Consider the following 26470-nt stretch of genomic DNA (forward strand, 5'->3'; position numbering starts at 1 on the left):
CTTCCATATATAGCGAATGGCCGTCTAGAAAAAACTGCCGCTGCGCTTATGCCGCGCGATATAGCCACAACGGCCGGCTAGCAGGCGGGCAGTTCGGCCAACAACTCGGCAAGCAGGGCCGCGTCATCCTGCACCGCCGCCTGCGCCTTGGCGCACAGGGCGCGATAGCGCTGCAGCACCTGCTCGCCCGGGGCGGTCAAGCGGGTGCCACCGCCCTGTTTACCGCCGGCCAGGGTGCTAACCAGCGGTTCCCTGAAGCTGCGGTTCATGGTTTCCACCAGCAGCCAGGCGCGCCGGTAGGACATGCCCAGGGCCCGCGCCGCGGCGCTGATCGAGCCGTGCTGGGCGATGGCCGCCAGCAGATCGGCCTTGCCCGGGCCCATGGCGATATCGCTGCCGTTATGCAGGCGGATTTTTACCTCGAGACGCTGCATGGCCTTGCCTCCTCCTCCGCCACTCCAGCCCCGGATCTACTCCAGGGCCGCATCGACCAGCTGCTGCGCCTCACCGAAGATGCGCTGCAGATGCGCCTTATCGCGGTAGCTCTCGGCGTAGATCTTGTAGATGTCCTCGGTGCCCGATGGCCGCGCGGCGAACCAGCCGCCTTCGCTGATCACCTTGATCCCACCAATCGCCGCGCCATTGCCCGGAGCCTTGTCCAGCACCTGGGTGATGGCATCACCGGCCAGCTCGCGGCTGCCGATCTGTGCGGGCGAGAGTTGGCCCAGGGCTTTTTTCTGCGCAGGTGTAGCCGGCGCGTCAACGCGGTCGGCGTAAATCGCGCCGAACTCATCGCTCAGGCCCTGGTACAGCTCGCCAGGGTCGCGTCCGCTGACGGCGGTCATTTCAGCGGCCAGCAGGGCCAAGGCGATGCCGTCCTTGTCGGTGGTCCAGACTCGGCCATCACGGCGCAGGAAGGTCGCCCCGGCGCTCTCCTCGCCGCCAAAGCCGAGAGAGCCGTCGAACAGGCCGCCGGCAAACCATTTGAAACCTACCGGTACTTCCTGCATCGGCCGGCCCAGACGGGTACTGACGCGGTCGATCATGGCGCTGCTGACCAGGGTCTTGCCCACCGCTGCCGTGGGGCTCCACTGCGGGCGATGCTGGAACAGGTAATCGATGGCCACGCTGAGGAAGTGGTTGGCCGGCAACAGGCCGACGCTCGGCGCAACGATGCCGTGGCGGTCGTAGTCGGTGTCGCAGGCAAAGGCGATGTCGTAACCGTTCTTCAGGCCGATCAGGCGCTGCATGGCATGGCTGGAGGATGGGTCCATGCGGATCTGCCCGTCCCAGTCCAGGCTCATAAAGGCGAACTGCGGATCGATAATCTCGCTCACCACATCCAGATTGAGGCCGTACTGCTCGGCGATCCGCGCCCAGTAATGCACGCCGGCACCGCCCAGCGGATCGACACCCAGGCGCAGACCGGCTGCGCGAATCGGGGCGAAGTCGATGACATTGCCCAGATCATTCACATAGCTGCCGAGGTAATCGTATTGCTGCACATTGGCCGCCTGCCGCGCCTGCGCCAGGGGCATGCGTTTGACCTCACGCAGGCCGCCTTCGAGCAGCGCATTGGCGCGGTTCTGCACCCAGGTGGTGATATCGCTGTCAGCCGGGCCGCCGTTGCTGGGGTTGTACTTGAAGCCGCCGCTGTCCGGCGGGTTGTGCGAGGGGGTGATCACGATGCCGTCGGCAAGGCCAGAGCTGCGGCCCTGGTTGTACACCAGGATGGCCTGGCTGATCGCAGGCGTCGGGGTGAACTCACCGCCGGCGGAGATCATGGTCTGCACGCCATTGGCCGCCAGCACCTCCAGAGCGCTTTCCAGCGCCGGCTGCGACAGCGCGTGAGTATCGGCACCGATAAACAGCGGGCCGCTGATGCCCTGGGCTACCCGGTAATCACAGATCGCCTGGCTGATGGCCAACACATGCCAGCGGTTGAAGCTGCCCTGCAATGAACAGCCACGATGCCCGGAAGTGCCGAAGGCGACACGCTGAGAGGCCTGAGTCGGATCGGGCTGCAGATCGTCATAGGCTGCCAGCAGCCCGGCAATATCGGTCAACATCGAAGCGGGTGCCGGCTGCCCGGCCAGAGGATGGATACGCGCGCTCACAAATAACTCCCTGAGTGATGGCGGCAGGTGGCATTCAGCAGCCTGCCAAGTCCGCAAAGCGGGCAAGTTTAACAGGCCCTCGCGGCAGGGACGCACCCAGGCTATCCTTTGCGACCCTTTACCCCTCGCCAGGAATCACCGATGAAAGCCCAGCTCGAAGAACTGATCGGCAAAATAAGCTCGGGCTGCATGCTGCCGGAAGAAATCGCGCGGATCGCCGATGAAGCGGCCCAGGCCTATGCCGACCCGCAAGCCTTCCTCGCCGCCAACGCGGATATCAACTACGACGACAGCTTCCCCATCCCCCTTGGCGAATGGGTGGTGGTCGGCAGCCTGCCGGAGACTGTGCTGTTCCAGGCCGACAGCTATGACGCGCTGTTTCAGCAGATCGTCGACTCCTTCGGCCCTGACGTAAGCTTCGTGCTCAAGCCCAAGCAGCTGGCCAAGACCGAACCGCTCAAGGCGCTGAACCGCATCCAGGTGCAACTCGGCAGCCTGTCGCCGGAGACCCAGGGCTATGTGCTGCTGGATTTCAGCGAACCGCTGGACGACGCGCTGCAAGCGGTGCTGGTGTACAGCAGCGACCTGCCGCGGGTGATGGAACTGGCTGTGGAAATCGGCATTTACGCCGCACCGGCCTATGAAAGCCTCAAGGCTGGCCAGGCCGAGGAATAGGCCGACAAAAACGGCAATAAATTTACCCGAGCGTCCCCTAACGGCGCTCTTATGGCTCACTTACACTGGCGCATCTTTCCCGGAGTTTGCGCAATGAGCTTGATCACATGGGGCTATCTGATCGCTGGCCTGATCCTACTGGTGGCCGGTGCCGAAGTGCTGGTACGCGGCGCGGCCAAACTGGCGGCACAGTTCGGCATACCGCCGCTGATCATCGGCCTGACTGTGGTGGCCTTCGGTACCAGCGCGCCGGAGACCGCGGTCAGCGTGCAAGCTGCGTTAAATGGCAGTGGCGATCTGGCGATTGGCAACGTGGTGGGCAGCAATATCGCCAACGTGCTGTTTATCCTCGGTCTGACCGCCCTGATCGCGCCTCTGGTGGTGTCGCGTCAACTGATCCGCCTGGACGTACCGATCATGATTGGTGCCAGCCTGCTGACCTTCGCTCTGGCCTGGGATGGCAGTCTGGATAAACTCGATGGCCTGCTGTTGTTCGTCGGCATCCTGGCCTACACGGCTTTTCTGATTGTCAGCGCCCGTCGCGACAAGAGCGCCAGCGCTGACGATGAATTCGCCAAGGAATTCGCCCTCCACGAGCCGCCCAAGCCTAATGCCTGGCTGATCAACCTGGTACTGATAGTGGTCGGCCTGGTGCTGCTGGTGACCGGTTCGAACTTCCTGGTGCAGGGGGCGGTCAGCCTGGCTCGCGCCCTGGGGCTGTCGGAGCTGGTGATCGGCCTGACCGTGGTGGCGGTCGGCACCTCCCTGCCGGAACTGGCCACCTCGCTGCTGGCGGCCATTCGCGGTGAGCGCGATATCGCCGTGGGCAACATAGTCGGCAGCAATATCTTCAACCTGCTGTGCGTTCTTGGCCTAGCCTCGCTGGTTGCGCCCCTACCCGTCGCTGTGTCGGCCAATGCCCTGGCTTTCGACTTCCCGGTCATGATTGGCGTGGCCATCGTCTGCCTGCCGATCTTCTTCTCCGGATACCGCATCAACCGCTGGGAAGGGCTGCTGTTTCTGGCCTACTACGCAGCCTATACTCTGTACTTGGTGCTCAGCGCTTCTGGCCGCCCCCTGGCGGATCAGTTCGCTCATGCCATACTCGGCTACGCCTTGCCGCTAACGGCGGTGACCTTGGTGGTGATCGCCGTGCAGTCCTGGCGCAAAACCAGCAGCTAGCTTGGCCATCAGCCGGGAGGTGCAGGCGAAGATGCTCCGCCGCGCAAGACGCGGAGCATCCCTGGGATGGGTGAGCACGGCGGAACATGACAAAACACAGCGCGATAAAGGCAAATCGCCAGCACCCAAGGAACTCCTATCCACCGGCCTGATCTAAGCCACCGATCGTCGCGACAGCCCTGCGCCCACCTCACGCAGCCATGCGGGAATGGTCTGTTTGATAAACGATCACTGGCACCATGCCGAGTGCCCGTGTCCCGAATGGAGCCGGGTGCCGCAGGCAGTTCCCACAACTGCCCAAACTGTATAGCCGCCCCTGAGTTATTGATCACCGACTCTGTAGAACACCCTATACGCCAGTGTGCCGAGCCTGCTCGAACACGCTGCAACTTGCCCTGCTGGTTCGTTCGAGGATCGCATCTTGAAAACAACAACCCTAACCTGCGCCGTTACCCTCGCCCTGTATAGCGCCACCAGCTCCTTCGCCTTCGCGGCCGCCACGCCCGCCGCGACCAGTGCCGCCGCGCTGCCACTCACGGCCGAAGTTGCCAATGACGCCAGCCTGCGCGGTGACGTCGGCCCCAAACAACGCAATGTCGCGGTACTGCGCGTGCAGATCCTGCTTGATCGCGCGCGCTTCTTTCCCGGCGAGGTCGACGCCAGTTTCGGTTCGAACACTCGGATCGCCATCAGCGGCTTTCAGAAACACAACGGCCTGACCGCCAGCGGTGCCATGGACGAGCCCACCTGGACAGCGCTGAACAGCGACCTCGAGCCGGTGCTGGTGACCTATACCGTCACCGAGGCCGATGTCGCCGGCCCCTTTATCAAGATTCCCGCCGATATGATGGACAAGGCCAAACTCCCAGCCCTGGGCTACCGCGACCCGGTGGAAGCGCTCGGCGAGAAATTCCACGCCAGCCCCGCACTGCTGGCAGAACTCAATCCGGGCAAGTATCTGGGCCGCGCAGGCGAGGCGATAGTGGTGCCCAACCTGGCATCGGCAGCGCCCCTGGCCAAGGCCGCGCGAGTGGTGGTCGACAAGTCCGACTCGACCGTCACCCTGTTCGATGCCGCGGATGTCGTTATCGCGCAATTCCCCGCCTCCACCGGCAGCGGACGCGATCCGCTGCCGCTCGGCAAATGGAAGATTCTCGGCGTGGCAAGAAACCCCGAGTTCAAATACAACCCCAAGCTGTTCTGGGACGCCAACCCCGCCCATGCCAAGGCCACCATCCCACCTGGCCCGAATAACCCCGTAGGCGTCGCCTGGGTCGCCCTGTCCAAGCCCCATTACGGCATCCATGGCACTCCGGAACCGTCGAAGATCGGCAAGACTCAATCCCACGGTTGTATCCGCCTGACCAACTGGAATGTCGAGGCCATGGGGCACTCGGTCTCGCCTGGGCTACCCGCCCTTTTGCAAGAGTAGGCAGCAGGCTATGAAGAGCATTCTGATATTTGCGGTAGGTGCTTTGGTCGGCGCTGCGGGGCTGTTCTATGCCCTGCACAGCGACTTGCTGACTTCGCCTGTGGCACTCGCCCCCGCTGCCCTCGAACCCTTGCCGTATGAGGCCGTGACTGTCGCGGCCCCGATGCAGGAACCGAGCACGGTGCCGCGTGCGCAGACGGTAGAACTGGTTGTTAGTACAGAGACCCCAGATATACCGCTCACCCGCGCAGACGAGCCGGCAGAGGAAATTCAAGTCGAACCCTCGCTCGCCCCCGAGCCGCCCACTGCGCCCACTGCGCCCAGCGCGCTGGAGCAGAGCGACGCCGCAGACCCGTTCGCCGAGCCTTTGCCGACACATCCCGGCGGGCTGCTGATTCCCGTGGCAGGTATTGCCCCGGCGCACCTGCTGGACACCTTCCATGACATGCGTGGCACCGAGCGTAGCCACGAGGCGCTCGACATCATGGCCCCGATGCAGACCCCGGTGTTCGCGGTCGATGACGGCACCCTGGTGAAACTCTTCGACAGCAAAGCCGGCGGCCTCACCCTCTACCAATACGATGCGAGCGCAACCTTCGCCTACTACTACGCGCACCTGGACGGCTACGCCGCCGACCTGGTGGAAGGCCAGGCGATCAAGCGTGGCGACCTGCTCGGCTATGTCGGCGTCACCGGCAACTCCGACCCGCTGGCTCCGCACCTGCATTTTGCGGTGTTCGTACTCGGCCCCGAAAAGCAATGGTGGAAAGGCACCGCGATCAACCCCTACCCTCTGTTCCAACGCTGAGTACGCGATGACGGGCGGCAAAGTGCGCCGCCCTACAGAGTTCCGCGCAGCGCCTTTTCGAACAACTGGCTGTACTGCACCGCGCTAAAGGCAATCGGGTTGGTCCCCGCCGAGGGGTCGACCTCGGCCATCTGCCCGACCTGCTCAATACGTTTGTCGTCGATGCCAATCTCGCTGAGGCTATGGGGAATGCCGACCTCGTTGCGCAGGTGCAGCACCCAGTCGAGCACCCCGACAAAACCGGGTTTGGCCAGATTCAAGTAGCGCGCCATCTTCTCCATCTGCGCCTCGATGCTGGCGCGGTTGGCCACCAGCACATAGGGCATCAGCACCGCGTTGAGCAGGCCGTGGTGGGCGTCGTACAACGCGCCGAGTGGATGAGCCAGGGCATGCATCGCCCCCAGGCCTCGCTGGAAGGCAGTCGCGCCCATGCTTGAGGCCACCAGCATCTGCAAGCGTGCCTCGACATCCGCGCCATGGCTGACCGCCCGCGGTAGGTATTGCTGCACCAGACGCATACCCTCCAGTGCGATACCTTCGGCCATGGGGTGGAACAGCGGTGAGCAATAGGCCTCGAGGTTGTGCGACAGCGCATCCATGCCGGTGGCGGCAGTGATCTTGGGCGGCAGACCGAGGCACAGTTCGGGGTCGAGTATCACCACAGCCGGGAGCATTTTGGCGTGGAAGATAATGCGCTTGATATGCGCCTCATCATCGGTGATCACCGAGGCGCGGCCGACTTCCGAGCCGGTGCCGGCGGTGGTCGGCACCGCCACCACCGGGGCCATGCCGGCTACGTTGACGCGGTTGCAGTTGTCGCCGATATCCTCAAAATCCCACAGCGGTCGATCCTGGCCGACCATCAGGGCGATGGCCTTGCCGGCATCCAGCGCCGAGCCGCCGCCGAAGGCGATCACCCCGTCATGCCCACCGGCCTTGTACGCTGCCACCCCATCCATCACGTTGGGCCCGGTGGGGTTGCCCTTGATACCGTGGAACAGGCCGGCCTTGAGACCGTCGTCGCGGCACTGCAGCAGCGCGCGGTCGACCATCGGCAAGGTGGCCAGGCCGGGGTCGGTAACCAGCAGCGGCGCGCTCATGCCCAGCTGCCGGCAGGCCTCGGGCAGCTCGCGGATACGGCCGACGCCAACCCGCAGCGCGGTTGGGTAGTTCCAGTTCATGCGGTACTGATTGATATCCATGACGGGCCTCATAACTGGGTCTTGAAGTGGAAGGATTTCGGCCGGGTCAGTTGCTCGTAACCGACGCTGGACAGGGTGCAGCCGCGCCCGGAATTTTTCACCCCGGTCCAGGCTAGCGCGGGGTCAAGATAATCGCAGCGGTTGAGAAACACCGTGCCGGCCTCGACCCGCTCAGCCAGGGCCATGGCCGCTTCGGCATCGGCGCTGAAGATCGCCGCGGTCAGGCCAAACTCGCTGTCGTTCATCAGCGCCAGCGCCTCTTCGTCGTCACGCACCTTCTGGATGCCGACCACCGGGCCGAAGGATTCCTCGGTCATCACCCGCATGCCGTGGTGCACATCGGTCAGCACTTGGGGGGCCAGATAAGGGCTGCCGGGCTTGTCCAGGGCGAAGTCGGCCGGCACCAGATGGGCCGTGGCCCCCTGCTCGATCGCCTCGTGGATCTGCCCACGGACGAAGTCCGCCGCCTCGGCGCGCACCAACGGCCCCAGGGTGGTCTCGGGATCATCCGAGCGGCCCAGCTTGTATTGTTTAACCAGGGCCACCGCCTGCTCGACAAAGGCGTCGTACAGCGCCTCGTGCACATAGATGCGCTCGATGCCGCAGCAGGATTGCCCGGAGTTGAAGAAGGCACCGTCAATCGTGGTTTCCACCGCGTGGCCCAGGTCGGCGTCGGCCCGTACATAGGCCGGGTCCTTGCCGCCCAGCTCCAGGCCGGTGCTGATAAAGCGCCCCACCGCCGCCCGCTCGACCATGGCCCCACCCGCCACCGAACCAGTAAAGGCCACATGGGCAATGGTCGGAGCACGAATCAGCACCGCAGTCTCGGCATGGCTTAGGTGCAGGTACTGGAACACCCCCTCCGGCAGTCCGGCTTCGGCAAACGCCTCGACCATACGCTCGGCGCACAGCGGGGTTTGCGCCGAGTGCTTGAGCAGCACCGCATTGCCGGCCAACAGCGCCGGCATCACCGCGTTGACGGCGGTCAGGTAGGGGTAATTCCAGGGTGCGATAACCAGCACCACACCCAGCGGCTCGCGGCGGATAAAGCGGGTGAAGCCGGGTTTTTCCGGCACCTGGATATCGGCCAGGGCGCTTTCGGCGATATCCGCCATATAGCCGGCGCGCTCGGCAAAGCCGCGAATCTCGCCGGCGGCATAGCGAATCGGCCGGCCCATCATCCAGCACAGCTCTTCGGCCAGCTGATCCTCCTTGGCGCAGAAGGCGGCGATGGCTCTGCGCCCGATGGCCACGCGCTCGGCCAGCGGGGTGCTCTTCCAGGCCTTCTGTGCCAACTCGGCCCTGGCCAGGGCCGCCTGGATCTCGGGATTGGAGGCCAGATGACGCTCGACATAAACCGAACCGTCGATGGGGGAAATACATTGCAGTTTGTTCATAACAGGCTCCGTTGGTGGAGTCGCAATCCACGCGCTAGCTAGCGTGCCGCGCTCGGCTCCCTCGCCCCTTCGGGGAGAGGGCTGGGGTGAGGGGCGTGGTCAGATGATTTCGAAATAGCGATCCAGCTCCCAGTCGCTGACATGCCGGCGGTACTCGCGCTCTTCCCATTCGCGGCTGGCGGCAAAGTGCTCGACGAAGGCATCGCCGAACAGCTCCCGCGCCGCCGTGGAGCCCTTCAGGCGCTGCGCCGCGTCCCATAGGGTGCGCGGCAGGGCCAGGTGCTCCGGGTGTTTCTGCGCATAGGCATTGCCCACCACCGGGTCGGTCGGTTCCCACTGCTGCATCACCCCGTACAGGCCGCTGCCGAGGGCCACCGAGAGGGCCAGATAAGGGTTGCCGTCGGCCGCGCCGAGGCGATATTCCTGGCGCTGCGACTTGTCCGTACCGGGAATCACCCGCAGCGCCGCGGTGCGATTCTCCACGCCCCAGGTAGCATCGGTGGGGGCCCAGAAACCGGGAATCAGACGCCGATAGCTGTTCAGGGTCGGCGCGACCATGCACAGAAACTCCGGCATCAGCCGCTGCTGACCGGCGAGGAAATGGCGCTGAATCTTGCTCATATTGTGCGCCTGGCTCGGGTCATGGAACGCCGACTTGCCGCTCGCCAGATCGCGCAACGACACGTGGATATGCCCGCTCTGCCCCGGGTACTTGCCCGACCACTTGGCCATAAAGGTGGCCATCAGGCCGTTGCGTTGGGCCAGCACCTTCATAAAGGTCTTGAACAGCGCGCCCTTGTCCGCCGCCGCTTCGGCGCGGTCATAGGCGATGGCCGCCTCCAGCACGCCGGGGCCGGTTTCGGTGTGCAGGCCTTCGATGGGAAAGTCCATGGCTTCGGCCATGGCCAGAATCTCGTGGTACAGCTCGGCGTGCACCGAGTTGCGGATCATCGAGTAGCCGAACCAGTCCGGGGTAAACGGCTTGAGGTTGCGAAAACCCTTCTCCCGGGCCGACTCCGGGGTCTCGTCGAACATAAAAAACTCATATTCGAGGGCGGCGAAGGCATCGAAGCCCATGGCCTTGCAGCGCTCCACCACACGGCGCAGGGTGGCGCGCGGGCAGACCTGCTCGGCGGCCTCGGCAAACTCGCAGATAAACAGCAGCATGCCGTTCTCGAACGGCAACTCCCGACAGGTATGCGGCAACACCCGCACCGGAGCGTCCGGGTAGCCGGTGTGCCAACCGGTGTACTGCGCGTTGTCGTAGAGCTGATCCTTCACATCCCAGCCCAGCACCACGTCGCAGAAGGCGAAACCGCTGTCCAGGGCGGAGAAGAATTTGCTGCGGCTCAGGTACTTGCCGCGCATCACCCCGTCGTTATCGAACACCCCGACCTTGATATGGCTGAGCCCACGTTCCTCGACGATGCGTTTGGCATCCTCGCTGGTCTTTACATCCCGCGGATTGAGCATAAACACCCCTTCTTGTTGTTATGGCCGACCTCCGGTGTCCAGCCTCAGGCAACCTCGGCGTCTGCGGCGCGGGGCAGGCAGCCCCCTGTACGCGCCGGGACGCAACAGCCCACGCCTGTTGCAACACTCGGTAAAAAGCCCACTGAGTGTGGTACAGGTTTGCCAAGTTGGCTGGCTCGCTTGGGGAAAAACCCGCAACCCCGTCGCAGGAACGCGGCAAGCAGCCGCTTAGGCACGGGATGCAATTGCGCGCAACCAAACGCATGGCTGAGCAAGCCGCATGATGCGGCTTGCCGGGAATAGGTAGGGTGCGCCGTGCGCACCGCGGACTCATTAACCAGGCTGGTGCACGGCGCACCCTACTAAATCAGGCCTCGGCACACTTAGATACCAACGTCTAAACGCAACACAGTAACAACACATAACCCAAACAAAACGCCCGCACTTTGCGGCGCGGGCGTGGTTTGCAGGCAGGTCGCGGTGCTCAACGATAGGGCGCGCCGGCCTTGGCCATCAGTGCGTTGTACTTCTTGAAGATGTCCACCACCTTGGCGCAGCGTGGGCTGGTCTTGGCGATTTCGTCCCAGAACTTCTGCGCCTCGGCCTCCACCGTGGCCCACTCCTCGGCCGGGATGGAGGTCAGCTCCAGCTTGCCGCCTTCCACCCGCAGTTGCGCCTCCCCGCCCCAGTACCAGTGCTGGCGGTAGTAGTTGGAGCTGTCCATGCACAGCTTGAAGAGGGTCTTGAGGTGCTCGGGTACCGCGTCCCATTTGTCCGAGTTGGCAAAGTAGGAACCGCACCAGGCCCCGGAGATATTGTTGGTGAGGAAGTACTTGGTGACGTTGGCCCAGCCCACGGTGTAGTCCTCGGTGATGCCGGACCAGGCGATGCCGTCCAGTTCACCGGTCTGGATCGCCACCTCGATGTCTTCCCAGGGCAGGGTCACCGGGATCACGCCAAAGCGCGAGAGAAACTTGCCGGCGGTGGGAAAGGTGAAGATGCGCTTGCCCTTGAGGTGTTCCAGTTTGGTGATGGGTTCCACCGTGGCGAAATGGCAGGGGTCCCAAGCACCTGCGCCAAGCCAGGTCACGCCCTTGACCTCGCCATAGGCCTCAGCCCAGATCTCGTTGAGGCCGTACTTCTCGAACAACACTGGCACGTCGAGGCTGTAGCGGGTGGCAAAGGGGAAATAACCACCGAATACCGAGATATCCACCGGCGCGGCGATGGAGTCGTCGTCGCTCTGAACCGCATCGATGGTGCCCCGCTGCATGGCGCGGAACAGCTCGCCGGTGGGCACCAGCTGGTCGGCGTAATACAGCTGGATTTCCATCTGGCCATTGGCGGCCTTGTTAAAGGCGTCGATGGACGGCTTGATCACGTGCTCGCCCAGCGCCGGACCGGCATAGGTCTGCAGGCGCCAGGTGATCTTCTTCGGTTCCTCGGCGTAGATGTGCGCCGAGCCCAGCGCCGCGGTCCCGGCGGCGCCGGTGGCCACGGCGGCGGTTTTCAGAAAACTGCGTCTCGTACTCATGCTGTTTCTCCAGTCTTGTCGATTCAGATGGCATACAACCGCGCTGCACCGGCCAGAGCGGCCGTGCAGGTTTTCAGGTGGGCAACCGACAGGCCGTCCGCGGACCCGCCGCGCTTGCGCCGGGCGATCCGCAACTGGCTGCTGCCGGTACGTCTGCGCTTACCTACTGCTCCTGAACTTTATAGCTCACCGCCCGTAGTGCCACTGCGGCAGCCACAGGGCGATCTGCGGGAAGAGCATGACCAGCACCAGGGCCAGGGCCATGATCAAGACGAAGGGGGTGACCGAAACATAGATGTCGCGCAGGCTGACTTCCGGCGGAGCCATGGCGCGCATCAGAAACAGGTTGTAGCCGAAGGGCGGGGTCATATAGGCGATCTGGCAGGTGATGGTGTAGAGCACGCCGTACCAAACCAGATCGAAGCCCAGGGCCCCGACCAGGGGGATATACAGCGGCGCGACTATCACCAGCATCGCCGTGTCGTCGAGAAACATGCCCATCAGGATGAACGACAGCTGCATCAGGATCAGCACCTGCCAGGGCCCCAGGCCGAGGCTTTCGAGAAAGAACGCCTCGATCGCCTTGACCGCGCCCAGGCCATCGAACACCGCGCCGAAGCACAGGGCGGCGAGGATGATCCACATAAACATGCAGCTGATACCCAGCGTCTTGCGCAGGGTCTCTTCCATCACATGACGGGTCAGCCTGCGCTTGGCCAGCGCCGCCAGGGTCGCCGCCGCAGCGCCCACCGCCGAACTTTCCACCAGGCTGGTGTAGCCCATGAGAAACAGCCCGGTCATGCTGAAAAAAATAAACAGCGGCACCAGCCCGGCGCTAAGCAGGCGCAGCTTCTCGCCCCAGCTGATCTGCTCGCGCTCCTCGACGCTGAGGGCTGGCCCCAGGTGCGGCTGCAAGCGGCAGCGAATGGCGATATAGAGGATAAACATGCCGGCCATCATCAGCCCCGGAATCGCCCCGGCCAGCCATAACTGGCCCACCGGCTGACGGGCGATCATGCCGTAGAGCACCAGCACCACGCTGGGCGGGATCAGAATCCCCAGGGAACTGCCGGCCTGGATCACCCCGGTGATCATGATCTTGTCGTAGCCGCGGCGCAGCAGCTCCGGCAGGGCGATGCTCGCGCCGATGGCCATGCCGGCCACGCTCAGGCCATTCATTGCCGAGATCGCCACCATCAGGGCGATGGTGCCGATGGCCAGGCCACCGTGCAGCGGCCCCATCCACACATGGAACATGCGGTAGAGGTCTTCGGCGATACCCGACTCGGAGAGCATATAGCCCATATAAACGAACAGCGGCAGGGTCAGCAGCGGGTACCACTTCATCAGTTTCATGGCCGCGCTAAAGGCCATTTCCGAGCCGCCATCGCCCCACAGCAGCAGGGCCGAAACCACCGCGACGAAGCCGATCGCACCGAATACCCGCTTGCCGGTGAGCAGCAGCAACATCATCGAGGAGAACATCAGCAAGGCTATCAGCTCGTATTCCATTACAGCGTTTCCCCCCGGGCCGCGGCGATATCCTTGAACAGGGTGGCGATGGCCTGCAGCAGCATCAGGGTGATACCGATGCACATGACGATCTTGATCGGAGCCATGGGCGGCGACCAGGCCGAGTAGCTGGTCTCCTTATATTCCAGGGCATACAGGGTCGAGGAGATGCCGCCGTACAGCAGAAACACCAGATAGAAGATCAGAAAGCCGATGGTGATGGCATCCATGATCGCCCGGGTACGAGGAGCCCAGCGGCTATAGAACAGGTCCATGCGCACATGGGCGTCGAGCTGCATGGAATAGGCGCCACCGAGGAGGAAGTAGGCGACCATCAGAAACTGCGCCGACTCGAGGGTCCAGGCGGCCGGCTGGGTAAAGGCCTTGGTAGCGGAGGAGTACAGCAGCACCCCGAGGATGACGAAGATCAGGTACATGGCGAACCTGCCCACTACCCGGTTTATGCGCTCTACCGCCCATACGAATATCTTGATGGCCCGAGGCATACCGCTACCTGCCGAATAATTGTTATTGCGTGAGACTAGACCAAGATCGGATAAAACCAACTGCCGCCCTGCGCTGCGCGCGGCACTCCGGTTTGCGCCTCAGTTATGCCGCCAGGCCTTGGCCAGCCAGTAATCCAGGCTCAACCAACGCCCGGCACCGCTGAAGAACAACGCCACCAGCATCACCAGATAGGTGGCGGCAAACTCGATGCCGTTGTTCAGCACCACCAGCTTGCCGCTGCTGGTCAGCCAGTCGTAATTACCGTGCTGCTTGAGCAACTCGCGGGCGCGCTCCAGCTTCTCCACCGAATCCATTACCCGCTCATTGGCAAAAGGCGCTGAGGCATCGGCAATCGCCTGCCAGCCGTAGGGCAGGTGCACGGCGAAGATGGCCACCAGCATGGTGACGATCAGCGGGATGCTCACCCAGCGCACCGCCAGGCCGAACAACAGCAGCAGCGCCCCGCCCGCCTCGGTCAAGGCTGCGGCCCAGGCCAGCAACTCGGGGAATGGCAGGCCCAGGCCCCAATCCGGGTTACCGAACCAGGCCGCAGTGGCGTCGATATCCGCCAGTTTGTGCATGCCGGCCATCCAGAACACCGGCACCAAGTACAGGCGCAGCAGCAACGGGCCGAGAAAATCCAGGCGAAGGGAAACATCCAGGGCGTCCTGGAGACGATTGAAAAAGCTCAGCATGGTAAATCTCCACAAGCCGGTGCTTGGCACCGAGGTTCAGGTACAGCGAGAAATTAGAAGCGCCAGATGCCCTGGCGCTGCCAGTCATCCAGCAAGTTCTGGGCGTTGTTGAGGTACTGCGTGTCGGCCGTCAGGCCATGCTGCTGCGCCAGTGCCAACAACGCAGGTTCAGCTGCTTCGCCGGCCTGCAGGCGCGCCGCCAGTTGGTAGGCGAACGAGCTAAGTTGCATAAAGCGCACCTTGTCCTGCCCATCCCGCCAGACCAGTAGGCAGGTCGGCTCGGCATCCGGCTTACAGGGTTGGAAGTCCACGCCAATACGCTGCACCGGCCACTGATAGGCCAACGGCCAGGCCAGTGGTGACCAGCCCTGCTCCGGCCGCTCGGCCTCGCTGACATCGAGGGCCAGCTCGACCCACTCGTAATGCGCCAGTTCGAGGATAAACGGCGGATCGCCTGCCTCGGCGACATAGCCCTGCTGCAACCAGGCGAGAAACTCCTCACTGATCTCAAGAAAGTACGGTGTGCGCGCCTGATGCTCGGCGATAAAGCTGCGCACCAGGCGCTGCCAGCGACTTGCCTCGATCAGCCGGCGCAACACCGGAAAGGCACCGCTGATAAAGCCTTCGATATTGTTGAAGAACAACGCTTCATATACCGCCATACGCTCTGCGCTAATGCCATCGAGCAACGGCTGTTGCGCCGGCTGACGAATACGCGCGGCAAAAGCGCGTTGTGCCTCAACGCCACTCATGTGCCGTACCCTCTGAGCGGAGCGGCAGCAAGTGCCGCAGCCGCTTGCAGCTGACGAATCTGCGCCACCTCGGCATACAGCTCGGCAATCGGTGGGAAGTTGAAATCGCGCTCCAGCAAGGTCGGGCGCACACCATGTTCGGCGTAGGCCTGCTCCAGCAGCGCCCAGACCGGGTCGATTACCGGCGCGCCGTGGGTGTCGATTTTCAGATCGCTGGCCTGGTCGTAATGCCCGGCCACATGCAGATAGGCGATGCGCGCACTGGGCATGGCGGCGATATAGGCGGCCGCATCGAAGTTGAAATTGATGCTGTTGACGAAGACGTTGTTCACGTCCAGCAACAGCTGGCAGTCGGCCTGCTCCAGCACCGCGCTGACAAATGCCGCCTCATCCAGCTCGCCCGGCAGCTGTGCATAGGCCGAGACATTCTCGATGATCAGCGGACGCTCCAGCACGTCCTGCACGATGCGCACGCGCTCGGCAATGCGCAGCACCGACTCCTCGGAAAAGGGCAGCGGCATCAGGTCATAGAGCTGGCCATGGTCGGCGCAGGCCGACAGATGCTCGCTGTAACCGCGCACACCGTGCTGCTCGAGAAAGCCCTTGATGGCCTTGAGCAGCTCGATATCCAGCGGGGCAAAACCACCAAGATTGAGGGACAGACCATGACAGAGCAGTGGCAAACGCTCACTCAGGGCACGCAACTGCTTGCCCAAACGCCCGCCCACGCCGATCCAGTTCTCCGGCGCTACTTCGAGGAAATCCAGCTCGCCTGTGCTGCAGCCCTGCAGCGCGCCAAGCAGGCCGCGGCGCAGGCCCAGCCCAGCACCGCTAACGAAATCCATCTGCATATTCTGCCCCTGCACACAGTTATTCAGTTACTCGGCTTTCTTCTCAGCGCCGCACTTGCCTTCACCGCATTTGCCCTCGCCTTCGGCTTTGGCTTCGCCACCGCACTTGCCTTCGCCTTCGGCTTTTTTCATCTCGCCGCCACATTTGCCTTCGCCGCAGCTGCCTTCGGCAGATTTCTCGCCAGCCGCCAGGCTGTAACCGCTGCTCAGCTCCTGCGCGGCGAACGGGTTGCTGGCAGCCTGTACGCTAAATGCTGCGCTGCTCAGCAGAGCAGCACCCAGGGTGGCAACAACGCTATTCAGGTGTTTCATGGCGAATCTCCAGTGCAGTTGAAAATGGGGCCAGATTGGCACCCTCGGCTCAATAGAGTGAGCCCAATCACTGGCGTTACAGCACCACAGGAGGAATTCACAAAAATCTCGGCATCGCCGAATACATCTGCTGCCACCCGCGCTAGGGCGAATTGGGTTTAATCAGGCATTAGCGCAGCAATAGCCACCTCAAAGAACAACGAGGTACAAGCCGCTGGCGGGTCAGATTCAGGCTGTAGGGCGGGGCAAGGGAGCCTAATGTTGCTGACGGCGCAACTCGGCCAGGCGAACGGCCAGGGCATCCAGTTCGGCGCTCTGCCCTTGCGGCAGCTGACGCAGTACGCCCTGGCTCAGGCGCATCTGACGGATAAAACGCCGGCAGCGATAACAGATGGCCAGGTGCAGACGCACGGCCACGCGCTGGCGCAGGCTCAAGCGGGCATCAAGCAGATCGCTGGAAAGGGCTACCAGCTCCTTGCAACTCAGCATTGACCGGTCTCCTCGAAATGCTCAAGGGTGGCATACACCTTGAGACGGGCACGGTGCAGCAGCACCCGTACATTGGAGGCAGAAACCTGCAGAAGGTTACAAATTTCCTCCAGCTCCAGCCCTGCACGTTCACGCAGGTGCAGCACACTGCCTTGCTGCTCGGGCAGGCTGGCCAGGGTTTTCTCCAGGCACTCGCGCAGCTCATCTTCGGTCAGTAGCGCGTCCGGGCTGTCGTGGTGCCAGGCATGGGGAGCCAGCAACCAGTGACCATTGTCGCTGAAACGCTCGTCGCCGATGCTGCCATGGGGGGAAGGCAGATCGTCGAGCAACACTTCGCGGCGGTTGTGCTTGAGACGGGTCTTGGCGGTGTTGGCGGTGATGGTCAGCAGCCAGGTCTTCAGGCTCGCCCGGCCCTGAAAGCCGTCGAGGCTACGCACCACAGCCAGCCAGGCATCCTGCACCACCTCATCGGCATTGCGGCTGCCCACAATGGCATAGGCCACCGCGCACATCGCCCCCTGATAGGTGGCGACCAGCTCGCGGAAAGCCTTCTGCTCGCCGGCCAGAAGACGCTTTAGCAGATCGGCATCCGTCATGCTGCTCCCGTAGGGTGCGCGGGGCCACCTTGGCCGTGCGCACCGCCTCCACGTCAACAGGGGCGCACCCCGAGATCAATGCTTGCGCAGAATCACGCTACCAATCGAATAACCGGCACCAAAGGAGCTAAGCACCCCGAGGCTGCCGCTGGCCAGGTCGTCCTGATATTTGTGCAGGGCGATTACCGAGCCGGCCGAACTGGTGTTGGCGTAGGTGTCGAGAATCACCGGCGCTTCGCCCGGCTCGGCGTCGCGGCCAAGCAGCTTGCGCGCGATCAGCAGGTTCATATTGAGGTTGGCCTGGTGCAGCCAGAAGCGCTTCACATCGCCGACATTCAGCTGGTTTTCTGCCAGGTGCGCGGCAATCAGCTCGGCCACCATCGGGCAGACGTCCTTGAACACCTTGCGGCCTTCCTGGACAAACAGCTTGTCGCGGGCACCAATGCCCTCTTCCGCGCAGCGGTTGAGGAAGCCGAAGTTGTTGCGGATATTGTTGCTGAACTGGGTGATCAGCTTGGTGCCGACGATATCGAACTGGTAGGCCGAGGTGGCCTGATCGGCGCGTTCGATGATCACCGCAGTGGCGGCGTCGCCGAAGATAAAGTGGCTGTCGCGGTCGCGGAAGTTCAGGTGACCGGTGCAGATTTCCGGGTTGACCATCAGAATCGCCCGCGCCTGGCCGAGCTGTACGCTGTTGGCCGCGGCCTGGATGCCGAAGGTGGCCGAGGAACAGGCCACGTTCATGTCGTAGCCGAAACCCTGGATGCCCAGTGCGGCCTGCACCTCAATCGCAACAGCCGGGTAGGCGCGCTGCAGGTTGGAGCAGGCGACTATTACCCCGTCGATATCGGCGGCGGTCTTGCCAGCACGCTCCAGGGCGTCCTTGGCAGCGCCTACGGCCATCTCGCAGAGAATGCCCCACTCCTCGTTGCCGCGCTCAGGGATGCGCGGAGCCATGCGCTTGGGATCGAGGATGCCGGCCTTGTCCATGACAAAGCGGCTCTTGATGCCCGAGGCCTTCTCGATAAAACCGCTGCTCGACTCGCTCAGCGCTTCCACTTCGCCACGGGCGATGGCCGCTGCATTGTCGGCATTGAATAGCTGCACAAAGGCGTTGAATGACTCAACCAGCTCATCGTTGGAAATACTGTTCGCCGGGGTGTAGAGGCCGGTCCCACTGATCACGACGTTATGCACGGTCATTCCTCTTGGTTCTTTGCCGCCCAGGGCGGCCAGTTAGGCAGTAAGCCCAAGGCGCACTGACCTTGGGCACATATTCGGGCTTACAGGCTCACTGTGTTCGATCCATGAAACGTCCTGTTACTGGCCGCAGAGTTTGCCACAGCCCGAGGGACTTCGTCCGCCCTAGCCATCGGCGCAGGTGCAAGAAAATGACGACTATTGGGGCAAAACTGCGCCGAACCCACAGCCAGACAGGGTGGCGCGCGCCATGGCCCGTACCCCACCCATCCGGGTGATAGCCGCCTATAGAACGATCTATAAGCTGCGCTATACCTCTAATAACAAAAAAGGTTCCCTTATGCGCAGGCTGTTTTTGTTGCTGCTGCTCAGTGTTTCGTCGCTGTCCCAGGCCGCCGTGGGGGTATTCCCCGACAGTTCCTTCCAGAACCTCGACCACGGCCTGTACTGGTTCGGTTACGGCGACAGCTGGCAGAAGGCCGTGCCAGGTCAGAGCAATGCCTATTTCGGCACCACCAAGCCGACCATCATTTATGTGCACGGATGGCAGAACGGCTCGACCCAGCGGAAGAACCGCGAAACCTTCAACCGTCAGGATGCCGGTGGCCCCAACCTGGACCTGGCGCACAGCTGGCTTGCGGCGGGCTATAACGTCGGCGTGCTGTACTGGAACCAGTTCGCCGACGAAGGCGAGGTAAAGGACGCCGAAGCCAAGATCTGGACCGCCAGCGGCCCGCGTGCCATGCGCTGGCGCAACAGCAGCGGTGTTTACAGCAACGGCCCCAGCCAGTCGGCCGGTGACCTGCTATTCAACAGCTACAAGGCCAATATGGCCGGCTACAGCGGCAACAATATCCGCATCCTCGGCCACTCCCTGGGCAACCAGATGGCCATCGTGCTGACCAAGAAGATCAGCGACGCGGTAAACGCCGGCAGCCTCCACAGCCGCCTGCTGCCCAAGCGCGTGGCCCTGCTCGACCCCTTCTACTCCAATTACGCCAAGAGCTACCTGGGCAACAAATGGGTCGGCGAAGTCTGCCGCACTTATGTCAGCGAGCTGAAGACCAAGGGGGTGATCTTCGAGACCTACCGCAGTTCGGGTGCCAGCAGTACCGGTTTTATCGGCGACAGCAACAGCGGCCTGATGAACATGACCGCCTTTACTGAACTCAAGCCCTGGTATTTCGGTGCTACCCAATTGACCGAGAAACACAACGCCGCGGTCTGGCACTACCTCTGGTCATTCAGCAGCAACCCGCCGCTGATCAGCGGTACCAGCACTCAAGCCGCATCGGCCAGAACCAGCGACAGCCGCATCGCTGCCATCATGAATGGCAGCAAGAAGCTGGTGCACGATCAGGGGGCTTATACCAAGGAACCGTCCGACGATAACTTCAAGGAAGCCAACCGCTGACATGCAGATGCCCGCCCGGTTCACCGGTGCGGGCTTTCCCCTTGCCGCCGCCCGTCCGGGCATGCGTACTTGACTATTCGGTCACATCATGAAAAAACAGGGCCGCATGCGCCTGCAACTACTGGGCGCTGCGCTCTATATCGCGATTCGGATCCCTACCCATGGCCCTGCATACCTGGCTGCTCTATCTCACTGCGGTGATCGGCCTGGCGCTGACCCCGGGGCCAAACGGCCTGCTCGCCCTCAGCCATGGCGCGCTCTATGGCCATCGCAGAACCCTGTTTACCGTCGGTGGTGGCGTACTCGGCTTTACCCTGCTGATGGCCCTGTCGATGCTCGGTATCGGTACCTTGCTGCAAGCCTCGGCGCAGGCCTTGACCATTCTCAAATGGCTCGGCGGTGCCTACCTGATCTGGCTCGGCATTCAACTCTGGCGCGCCCCGCCGCTGCACCTCGCCATGGCCGAGAAAACCACCGAACGCAGTGGCTTCAAGCTGTTTCGCCAGGGCCTGCTGTCAGCCCTGTCCAACCCCAAGGTGATCCTGTTTTTCGGCGCGTTTTTGCCGCAGTTTCTCGACCCGCGCGGCGACCTCTGGCTGCAATTCGCGATCATGGCCGCCACCTTTGCCGTGGTTGAAGGCTGCGTCGAATACCTGCTGGCACGCATGGCCCACCGCGTTCGCCCCTGGCTGCAACGCAGCGGTAAGGGTTTCAACCGTTGCTGCGGCAGCCTGTTTGCCCTGATGGGGGCCGCCCTGCCGATGACCCGCTAGCCAGCACGCCCGCCCCGCTACACCGCCCCCACAACCCCGGCGCCTGACCCGCGCCCCAAGGCTTGCCATGACCCCAACCACCGCAACTGCGGCCCCACGTCTGTCTGCCCGCGCGATCATCCTGATCGAGCTGGCCCTGGCGCTCGGTGGCTTTGCCATCGGCACGGGCGAGTTCGCCATCATGGGGCTGATGCCCAATGTCGCCCAGGACCTCGGCATCAGCGAACCCCAGGTCGGCCACGTGATCAGCAGCTATGCCCTGGGCGTGGTGGTCGGTGCCCCCTTGCTGGCAATCCTCGGCTCACGCCTGTATCGCCGGCACCTGCTGCTTCTGCTGATGAGCTGTTTTGCCATCGGCAACTTTGCCAGCGCCCTGGCCCCCGACTACCAGACGCTGATGCTGTACCGCTTTCTCGCCGGCTTGCCCCACGGGGCCTACTTTGGCGTGGCCATGCTGGTGGCCGCCGCCATGGCCGCCCCGCACAAGCGCGCCAAGGCGGTCAGCCGGGTGCTGATGGGGCTGACCATCGCCATCCTGATCGGCAACCCGGTGGCCACCTGGCTCGGCCAGTGGCTGAGCTGGCGCTATGCCTTTGTCATGGTCGGGGCCATCGCCCTGCTCACCGTGGCGATGGTGGCGATCTTCCTGCCGCTGGATAAACAGCAGGTGCGCAGCAACCCGCTGGGCGAGCTGCGCGCCTTCAACCGCGCCCCGGTCTGGCTGGCCCTGGCGATCAGCTCGGTCGGCTTCGCCGGGATGTTCTGCGTGTTCAGCTATATGGCCCCAACCCTGCTTGAAGTGACCCGGCTCGACGCCCGCTGGATCCCCCTCGCCCTGGCGACGTTCGGCCTGGGCGGCATCCTCGGCAATATGTTTGGCGGCTGGCTGTTCGACAAGTTGCGCTTTCAGGCCGTGGCCTGGCTGCTGCTGTGGAGCGCCCTGGTACTGGCGCTGTTTCCCCTGGCGGCGCAGTCGCCCTGGAGCCTGTTTCCAGCAGTATTCGCTGTGGGCACCATGGTTGCCCTGTCGCCGGCCCTGCAGACCCACCTGATGGATGTAGCCCACGGCGCGCAGACCCTGGCCGCCGCCTCCAACCATGCCGCCTTCAATATCGCCAACGCCCTCGGCCCTTGGCTCGGCGGCCTGGCGATCAGGGCCGGCTTTGCCTGGACCGTCACCGGCTATATCGGGGCCGCTACGGCCTTGGCCGGCCTGCTGGTGTTTTACTGGGCCTGGAAAATCCAGCCACCCGCCAGCTCCGTTCCGAGCGAGCAGCACGCGGCCACCCGCCCTGCGCGCCCACACGCAGCACCTGGCCCTTGATGAGAGGCCTGCTACTCCTGCTCGTCCTGGGGGCCGCCCCGCTGCTGGCCGCGGAGCGCCCGTTGCGCTTCTCGATCAACGACAGCTGGGCCATGCCCATGGTGCGTATCGAAGACGGCAAGGCAGTGGAAGGTATTCTGGTCGACCTGCAACAGCGCCTGGCCGCAAAGGTCGGGCGCAAGGCCGAGCTGCTGGTGATGCCGCGCCTGCGGGTACAGAACGCACTGGATACTGGCGAGATCGATGTGCGCTGCTACGTCAGCCCGAACTGGGTCAACAGCGGCCATTATCGCTATATCTGGAGCCTGCCCTTTATGACCCAGCGCGATGTGCTGGTAGGGCGCATCCCGGGCCTGGTGCAACCCGAAGATATCGAAAAGAAACGTCTCGGCACCGTACTCGGCTTCACCTACCCACGCCTGCAGCCGCTGTTCGACAGCCGCCAGCTGCTGCGCGAAGACGCCCGCACCCAACACCAGGTGCTGCTCAAACTGGAATCCGCACGCTACAGCTATGCCATCAGCAACGAGCTCAGCCTGCACTGGTTCAATCGCCAGCGCCCGGCGCACCAGCGCCTGCATACGCTCAGCGAAATCGCCTCCGACCCCATCGCCTGCATCATCCGCGATGACCCGGAAGTCCCCACCATGGCCCTGCTGCGCGCCATGGTGCAGATGAAACAGGACGGCGAATTTGACGCCCTGCTTGCACGGTATCGCTGAGCCCGCACGTGCTTAGCGTTGCGCAACCAGATGCTCCAGCACTTGCTCGACGCGCTGCGAAAGCGAGCCGCTCAGCCGCGGGTAGGCCCAACCTCTACGCTGCAACTCGTCCTCGTATCAGCAGTTCTGCCGAGCGAGCTGGAACAAGGCGAACGCAATCCCGCTTAAGTGGCACCGAGCCGCTCGCTTGCCACGCAGGTATTGCCCCTGATCGCCGCCGCGACCAACCAGTGGTCGGAAGCCTAAGCACATCGCCAGCATCCCACGCCGGGCCCCGAAGCCCCGGCCCGCCGCCCCTGCGGCGATAACCGATGCACCCTGGACGTCTAGCAGGCTACCTGCCGCTAGACGATAGTCATTGATCAATGCACGCCCTCTGCTACGCTCCGGAAGCGCAAGGACAACAAATTTCTTGAATCGTTCATCCATCTCCTCTTCGCTATCGGGCGTTGCGTTTATCCAAGCGGCTCGACACGGCAATCTGTGAGCCTGCTGTGCAGTGGCACCGCCTAGCTTTAGCCTGGTGCCGACTGGTATGTGATCGTTCACACGGAAGAGATCATGAGCAAAATTGGCGATAACGCTGGGAGCACGCGCAGTAACGCTGACGGCAACATCGAATTCCGTCGACAGGCGACCCTACTCAAGACCGGTGCCCTGCAAGACGCCATTTTCAACAGTGCCTATTTCTCCAGCATCGCCACCGACGAACAGGGCGTGATCCAGATCTTCAACGTCGGTGCCGAACGCATGCTCGGCTATACGGCGCTGGATGTGCTCAACCGCATCACCCCGGCCGATATCTCCGACCCCCAGGAACTGATCACACGGGCAGCGGCCCTCAGCCTGGAGCTGGACACCCGCATTACCCCGGGGTTTGAGGCGCTGGTATTCAAGGCCTCGCGCGGCATCGAAGACATCTACGAGCTGACCTATATCCGCAAGGACGGCAGCCGCTTTCCCGCCATGGTCTCGGTCACCGCCCTGCGCAACGCGCAGGACGACATCATCGGCTATCTGTTGATCGGCACCGATAACACCATCCGCAAGCAGGCCGAGGCGGCCCAGGCGTTGCTCGATCAACGCCTGCGCGACCAGCAGTTCTACACACGCTCGCTGATCGAATCGAATATCGACGCGCTGATGATGACCGACCCCCAGGGCAACATCTCCGACGTCAACCAGCAGATGATCGCGCTCACCGGCTGCACCCGCGATGAACTGATAGGAGCGCCTTGCCGCAAGTTCTTCACCGACCCGTTGCGCGCCGACGCCGCGATCAAACGGGTGCTCAGCGAGAACAGGGTCAATGACTACGAACTGACCGTGCGTGCCCAGAACGGCAGCGAAGTGATGGTGTCCTACAACGCCGCGACCTTCTACGACCGCGAGCGCAAGCTGCAAGGCGTCTTCGCGGCGGCACGCGATGTGACCGAGCGCAAGCGCTTCGAACGCGCCCTGCAGGAAAAGAACATCGAGCTGGAGCACGCCAGCCGGATGAAGACCGAGTTTCTGGCCACCATGTCCCACGAGCTACGCACCCCGCTGAACGCCATCATCGGTTTCTCCGAAGCGCTCAAGGATGGCCTGATGGGCGAGATGAGCGCCATCCAGCACGAATATATCGGCGACATCTTCACCAGCGGCCAGCATCTGCTCTCGCTGATCAACGACATCCTCGACCTGTCCAAGGTCGAGGCCGGCATGATGGCGCTCGAACTGGAAGCGGTGGACATGCACAGCCTGCTGACGAACAGCCTGTCCATCGTGCGGGAAAAGGCCGCCGCCCAGGGCGTGCGCCTCGAACTGGAAAGCGGCGAAGAGCTGGGCGTACCCCAATTGGATATGCGCAAGACCAAACAGATCGTCTACAACCTGCTGTCCAATGCGGTCAAATTCAGCGCCAAGAACGGCAACGTGACCCTGCGTGCGCGCCGCGTTTCGCGCGCCGTCGTCGGCACCCTGCCAGGGGTCTGGCCGGTGCACAACTTCCCCCTGGCCGATAACGAGTTCAGTGATTTTCTCGAAATCAGCGTCAGCGATAGCGGCATCGGCATTGCCCAGGAAAACATGGCTAAGCTGTTCCAAGCCTTTAGCCAGATCGACAGCAGCCTGGCGCGCAAATTCGAAGGCACCGGGCTGGGCCTGGCGATGGTCAAGCAACTGAGCGAGTTACACGGCGGCAGCGTCGCCGTGGCCAGCGCCGAGGGCGAGGGGGCGTGTTTCGCCGTCTGGCTGCCGTTGCGCAGCTTGGCGCAAGCCGTCGCGCCGCGGCCAACCCAGGAAGCCAACATCGCCATCCCGAACCCTGCGGCAGAGCCGCCTCAGCAACGTATCGCCCTGGTGATCGAGAGTGACGATCAGGCCGCCGAGCTGATTCGTCTATTGCTCGAAGCAGAAGGCTTCAGCGTGTTACACGCGACCAACGCCGAAGCCGCCCTGCTGTTGGCACCCCAACACAAGCTGAGCCTGATCACCCTGGATATTCTCCTGCCGGGTATCGACGGTTGGGAGTTCCTGCAGTGCATACGGGAAAACACGACCCTGGCCAGGGTGCCGGTGATGATCATCTCGGTTCTGGCCGACAACACCAGCAATATGGCGCTCACCGCCGGGGCCGCCGCTCTGCTGCAAAAACCTGTCAGCCGCACCCAACTGAAAGCCTCCCTGACCTCGCTGAAGCTGCACCCGATTGCCGAACGCACCCACACCGTACTGGTGGTGGACGACGACCCCAAAGCCGTCGAAGTGATAGCCGCATTCCTGCCGCCGCCGGCCTATGCAGTGGTACGCGCCTACGGCGGCAGCGAGGCGATCACTCTGGCGCAGCGCTTGCACCCCGACCTGATCCTGCTCGACCTGATGATGCCGGACGTCAACGGCTTCGATGTGGTCGCGGCCCTGCAACTCGATAACGCCACGGCGCATATCCCGATCCTGGTGGTGACCGCCAAACAAATCACTGCCCAGGACCGTGCCACGCTGAACGGCAATCCCGGCCAGGTCATTCATATCGTCGAAAAAGCCGGGTTCAATAAGGACCGCTTTATCGCCGAAGTGCGGCGTACGCTGTCACCTTAAAAGGACTTCACCGATGGCAAGCATCCTGGTCATTGAAGACAACCCGGCGAACATGAAGCTGGCCTCCCTGCTGATACGCAGCGCCGGCCACCGGGTGCTTGGCGCGACCGACGCCGAGGCCGGCCTGCTGCTGGCCCGTGCCGACCCGCCCGACCTGATCCTGATGGATATCCAGCTGCCCGGAATGGACGGCCTGGCCGCGACCGCCATGCTCAAACAGGATCCGCTCACCGTCGCCATTCCGGTCATCGCCCTGACCGCCATGGCGATGAAAGAGGATCAGGAAAAAAGCCGCCTTGCCGGTTGCGACGCCTATATCAGTAAACCGCTGCGCTACCTGGAGCTCTATACCGTGATAGACAGACTATTGGCCAAACGCACGCTGCCCGCGCTCCATGCCAAAACCCCCGTTGATTAGCCGC

24 protein-coding genes and 2 pseudogenes are annotated in these 26470 nt (G+C 63.1%); 11 read left to right on the plus strand and 15 right to left on the minus strand.

Going from position 1 to position 26470, the window contains the following annotated elements; translation table 11 throughout:
* Window positions 1-77: 77 nt before the first annotated feature.
* Together VMP31_RS13050 and pgm are read right to left on the minus strand one after the other, a co-directional pair.
* The gene (locus tag VMP31_RS13050) at window positions 78-434 is read right to left on the minus strand and encodes a winged helix-turn-helix domain-containing protein (RefSeq protein ID WP_325507768.1); all 357 of its coding nucleotides are present in this window, start codon (window positions 432-434) and stop codon (window positions 78-80) included.
* Between the two features lie 36 nt (window positions 435-470).
* Window positions 471-2117 carry a phosphoglucomutase (alpha-D-glucose-1,6-bisphosphate-dependent) gene (pgm, locus tag VMP31_RS13055; RefSeq protein WP_325507770.1) on the minus strand — a complete coding sequence of 549 codons (1647 nt, stop codon included), beginning with the start codon at window positions 2115-2117 and terminating at the stop codon, window positions 471-473.
* 141 nt (window positions 2118-2258) lie between these two features.
* Here pgm and VMP31_RS13060 point away from each other — a divergent pair, with 141 nt between their 5' ends.
* The 4 genes from VMP31_RS13060 (at window position 2259) to VMP31_RS13075 (ending at window position 6214) form a co-directional block, all read left to right on the plus strand.
* The gene (locus VMP31_RS13060) at window positions 2259-2792 is read left to right on the plus strand and encodes a hypothetical protein (RefSeq protein WP_325507772.1); all 534 of its coding nucleotides are present in this window, start codon (window positions 2259-2261) and stop codon (window positions 2790-2792) included.
* 93 nt (window positions 2793-2885) lie between these two features.
* On the plus strand, window positions 2886-3974 hold the full coding sequence (locus VMP31_RS13065; RefSeq protein WP_325507774.1) for a calcium/sodium antiporter: 1089 nt from the start codon (window positions 2886-2888) through the stop codon (window positions 3972-3974).
* Between the two features lie 421 nt (window positions 3975-4395).
* A complete protein-coding gene (locus VMP31_RS13070; RefSeq protein ID WP_325507776.1) occupies window positions 4396-5406 on the plus strand; it encodes a L,D-transpeptidase in 1011 nt (336 codons plus the stop codon).
* 10 nt (window positions 5407-5416) lie between these two features.
* On the plus strand, window positions 5417-6214 hold the full coding sequence (locus VMP31_RS13075) for a M23 family metallopeptidase (protein WP_325507778.1): 798 nt from the start codon (window positions 5417-5419) through the stop codon (window positions 6212-6214).
* A gap of 32 nt (window positions 6215-6246) precedes the next feature.
* Here the strand turns inward: VMP31_RS13075 and VMP31_RS13080 are convergent, their stop codons facing one another.
* From VMP31_RS13080 to VMP31_RS13140, 13 genes are all read right to left on the minus strand, one after another.
* Window positions 6247-7416 (minus strand): iron-containing alcohol dehydrogenase, encoded by a 1170-nt coding sequence (locus tag VMP31_RS13080; protein WP_325507780.1) that lies wholly within the window; start codon window positions 7414-7416, stop codon window positions 6247-6249.
* An 8-nt stretch (window positions 7417-7424) separates the two neighbouring features.
* Window positions 7425-8813: an aldehyde dehydrogenase family protein gene (locus tag VMP31_RS13085; protein WP_325507782.1), complete on the minus strand. Its 1389-nt coding sequence runs from the start codon at window positions 8811-8813 to the stop codon at window positions 7425-7427.
* A 99-nt stretch (window positions 8814-8912) separates the two neighbouring features.
* Entirely contained in the window at window positions 8913-10286 is a 1374-nt protein-coding gene (locus tag VMP31_RS13090) for a glutamine synthetase (RefSeq protein ID WP_325507784.1), read from the minus strand.
* Window positions 10287-10770: 484 nt separating this feature from the next.
* Window positions 10771-11820 carry a TRAP transporter substrate-binding protein gene (locus VMP31_RS13095; protein ID WP_325507786.1) on the minus strand — a complete coding sequence of 350 codons (1050 nt, stop codon included), beginning with the start codon at window positions 11818-11820 and terminating at the stop codon, window positions 10771-10773.
* A 186-nt stretch (window positions 11821-12006) separates the two neighbouring features.
* The gene (locus tag VMP31_RS13100; RefSeq protein ID WP_325507788.1) at window positions 12007-13332 is read right to left on the minus strand and encodes a TRAP transporter large permease; all 1326 of its coding nucleotides are present in this window, start codon (window positions 13330-13332) and stop codon (window positions 12007-12009) included.
* Window positions 13332-13769 (minus strand): TRAP transporter small permease subunit, encoded by a 438-nt coding sequence (locus tag VMP31_RS13105; protein ID WP_414705457.1) that lies wholly within the window; start codon window positions 13767-13769, stop codon window positions 13332-13334. Before VMP31_RS13105 ends, VMP31_RS13100 begins: the two co-directional genes overlap by 1 nt.
* Window positions 13770-13937: 168 nt before the next feature.
* On the minus strand, window positions 13938-14534 hold the full coding sequence (locus VMP31_RS13110; protein ID WP_325507792.1) for a DoxX family protein: 597 nt from the start codon (window positions 14532-14534) through the stop codon (window positions 13938-13940).
* A 53-nt stretch (window positions 14535-14587) separates the two neighbouring features.
* Window positions 14588-15286, minus strand: coding sequence for a DNA-binding domain-containing protein (locus tag VMP31_RS13115; protein WP_325507794.1), 699 nt, complete (start codon window positions 15284-15286; stop codon window positions 14588-14590).
* A complete protein-coding gene (locus tag VMP31_RS13120; protein ID WP_325507796.1) occupies window positions 15283-16137 on the minus strand; it encodes a DUF692 domain-containing protein in 855 nt (284 codons plus the stop codon). Before VMP31_RS13120 ends, VMP31_RS13115 begins: the two co-directional genes overlap by 4 nt.
* A gap of 27 nt (window positions 16138-16164) precedes the next feature.
* Window positions 16165-16449: a hypothetical protein gene (locus tag VMP31_RS13125; protein WP_325507798.1), complete on the minus strand. Its 285-nt coding sequence runs from the start codon at window positions 16447-16449 to the stop codon at window positions 16165-16167.
* Between the two features lie 255 nt (window positions 16450-16704).
* Entirely contained in the window at window positions 16705-16938 is a 234-nt protein-coding gene (locus VMP31_RS13130; RefSeq protein ID WP_325507800.1) for a zf-HC2 domain-containing protein, read from the minus strand.
* The gene (locus VMP31_RS13135; RefSeq protein WP_325507802.1) at window positions 16932-17534 is read right to left on the minus strand and encodes an RNA polymerase sigma factor; all 603 of its coding nucleotides are present in this window, start codon (window positions 17532-17534) and stop codon (window positions 16932-16934) included. Before VMP31_RS13135 ends, VMP31_RS13130 begins: the two co-directional genes overlap by 7 nt.
* Before the next feature lie 75 nt (window positions 17535-17609).
* The gene (locus tag VMP31_RS13140; protein ID WP_325507804.1) at window positions 17610-18731 is read right to left on the minus strand and encodes a beta-ketoacyl-ACP synthase III; all 1122 of its coding nucleotides are present in this window, start codon (window positions 18729-18731) and stop codon (window positions 17610-17612) included.
* Between the two features lie 343 nt (window positions 18732-19074).
* Here VMP31_RS13140 and VMP31_RS13145 point away from each other — a divergent pair, with 343 nt between their 5' ends.
* The 7 genes and pseudogenes from VMP31_RS13145 (at window position 19075) to VMP31_RS13175 (ending at window position 26466) form a co-directional block, all read left to right on the plus strand.
* Window positions 19075-20148 carry a hypothetical protein gene (locus VMP31_RS13145; protein WP_325507806.1) on the plus strand — a complete coding sequence of 358 codons (1074 nt, stop codon included), beginning with the start codon at window positions 19075-19077 and terminating at the stop codon, window positions 20146-20148.
* A gap of 161 nt (window positions 20149-20309) precedes the next feature.
* On the plus strand, window positions 20310-20921 hold the full coding sequence (locus VMP31_RS13150) for a LysE family translocator (RefSeq protein WP_325507808.1): 612 nt from the start codon (window positions 20310-20312) through the stop codon (window positions 20919-20921).
* A 67-nt stretch (window positions 20922-20988) separates the two neighbouring features.
* Window positions 20989-22245 carry an MFS transporter gene (locus VMP31_RS13155; protein WP_325507810.1) on the plus strand — a complete coding sequence of 419 codons (1257 nt, stop codon included), beginning with the start codon at window positions 20989-20991 and terminating at the stop codon, window positions 22243-22245.
* Entirely contained in the window at window positions 22245-22967 is a 723-nt protein-coding gene (locus VMP31_RS13160) for a transporter substrate-binding domain-containing protein (protein ID WP_325507812.1), read from the plus strand. Before VMP31_RS13155 ends, VMP31_RS13160 begins: the two co-directional genes overlap by 1 nt.
* Before the next feature lie 561 nt (window positions 22968-23528).
* Window positions 23529-25244, plus strand: a pseudogene (locus VMP31_RS13165) (PAS domain-containing sensor histidine kinase); the annotation flags it as partial.
* A 75-nt stretch (window positions 25245-25319) separates the two neighbouring features.
* A pseudogene (locus tag VMP31_RS13170) lies at window positions 25320-26048 on the plus strand (response regulator); the annotation flags it as partial.
* A gap of 13 nt (window positions 26049-26061) precedes the next feature.
* A complete protein-coding gene (locus VMP31_RS13175; protein ID WP_325507814.1) occupies window positions 26062-26466 on the plus strand; it encodes a response regulator in 405 nt (134 codons plus the stop codon).
* Window positions 26467-26470 lie beyond the last annotated feature (4 nt).

Origin of the sequence: Pseudomonas sp., from assembly GCF_035512415.1 — a bacterium.
Lineage (GTDB): Bacteria > Pseudomonadota > Gammaproteobacteria > Pseudomonadales > Pseudomonadaceae > Aquipseudomonas.

What these genes read in the sequence shown, in the direction of transcription:
- VMP31_RS13125 (WP_325507798.1), bottom strand. Translation starts at nt 16,449, where the DNA reads ATGAAACACCTGAATAGCGTTGTTGCCACCCTGGGTGCTGCTCTGCTG.
- VMP31_RS13050 (WP_325507768.1), bottom strand. Translation starts at nt 434, where the DNA reads ATGCAGCGTCTCGAGGTAAAAATCCGCCTGCATAACGGCAGCGATATC.
- VMP31_RS13130 (WP_325507800.1), bottom strand. Translation starts at nt 16,938, where the DNA reads ATGCTGAGTTGCAAGGAGCTGGTAGCCCTTTCCAGCGATCTGCTTGAT.
- VMP31_RS13065 (WP_325507774.1), top strand. Translation starts at nt 2,886, where the DNA reads ATGAGCTTGATCACATGGGGCTATCTGATCGCTGGCCTGATCCTACTG.
- VMP31_RS13155 (WP_325507810.1), top strand. Translation starts at nt 20,989, where the DNA reads ATGACCCCAACCACCGCAACTGCGGCCCCACGTCTGTCTGCCCGCGCG.
- VMP31_RS13075 (WP_325507778.1), top strand. Translation starts at nt 5,417, where the DNA reads ATGAAGAGCATTCTGATATTTGCGGTAGGTGCTTTGGTCGGCGCTGCG.
- VMP31_RS13080 (WP_325507780.1), bottom strand. Translation starts at nt 7,416, where the DNA reads ATGGATATCAATCAGTACCGCATGAACTGGAACTACCCAACCGCGCTG.
- VMP31_RS13095 (WP_325507786.1), bottom strand. Translation starts at nt 11,820, where the DNA reads ATGAGTACGAGACGCAGTTTTCTGAAAACCGCCGCCGTGGCCACCGGC.
- VMP31_RS13100 (WP_325507788.1), bottom strand. Translation starts at nt 13,332, where the DNA reads ATGGAATACGAGCTGATAGCCTTGCTGATGTTCTCCTCGATGATGTTG.
- VMP31_RS13175 (WP_325507814.1), top strand. Translation starts at nt 26,062, where the DNA reads ATGGCAAGCATCCTGGTCATTGAAGACAACCCGGCGAACATGAAGCTG.
- VMP31_RS13105 (WP_414705457.1), bottom strand. Translation starts at nt 13,769, where the DNA reads ATGTACCTGATCTTCGTCATCCTCGGGGTGCTGCTGTACTCCTCCGCT.
- VMP31_RS13145 (WP_325507806.1), top strand. Translation starts at nt 19,075, where the DNA reads ATGCGCAGGCTGTTTTTGTTGCTGCTGCTCAGTGTTTCGTCGCTGTCC.
- VMP31_RS13115 (WP_325507794.1), bottom strand. Translation starts at nt 15,286, where the DNA reads ATGAGTGGCGTTGAGGCACAACGCGCTTTTGCCGCGCGTATTCGTCAG.
- VMP31_RS13160 (WP_325507812.1), top strand. Translation starts at nt 22,245, where the DNA reads ATGAGAGGCCTGCTACTCCTGCTCGTCCTGGGGGCCGCCCCGCTGCTG.
- VMP31_RS13135 (WP_325507802.1), bottom strand. Translation starts at nt 17,534, where the DNA reads ATGACGGATGCCGATCTGCTAAAGCGTCTTCTGGCCGGCGAGCAGAAG.
- VMP31_RS13060 (WP_325507772.1), top strand. Translation starts at nt 2,259, where the DNA reads ATGAAAGCCCAGCTCGAAGAACTGATCGGCAAAATAAGCTCGGGCTGC.
- VMP31_RS13085 (WP_325507782.1), bottom strand. Translation starts at nt 8,813, where the DNA reads ATGAACAAACTGCAATGTATTTCCCCCATCGACGGTTCGGTTTATGTC.
- VMP31_RS13150 (WP_325507808.1), top strand. Translation starts at nt 20,310, where the DNA reads ATGGCCCTGCATACCTGGCTGCTCTATCTCACTGCGGTGATCGGCCTG.
- VMP31_RS13120 (WP_325507796.1), bottom strand. Translation starts at nt 16,137, where the DNA reads ATGCAGATGGATTTCGTTAGCGGTGCTGGGCTGGGCCTGCGCCGCGGC.
- VMP31_RS13090 (WP_325507784.1), bottom strand. Translation starts at nt 10,286, where the DNA reads ATGCTCAATCCGCGGGATGTAAAGACCAGCGAGGATGCCAAACGCATC.
- VMP31_RS13110 (WP_325507792.1), bottom strand. Translation starts at nt 14,534, where the DNA reads ATGCTGAGCTTTTTCAATCGTCTCCAGGACGCCCTGGATGTTTCCCTT.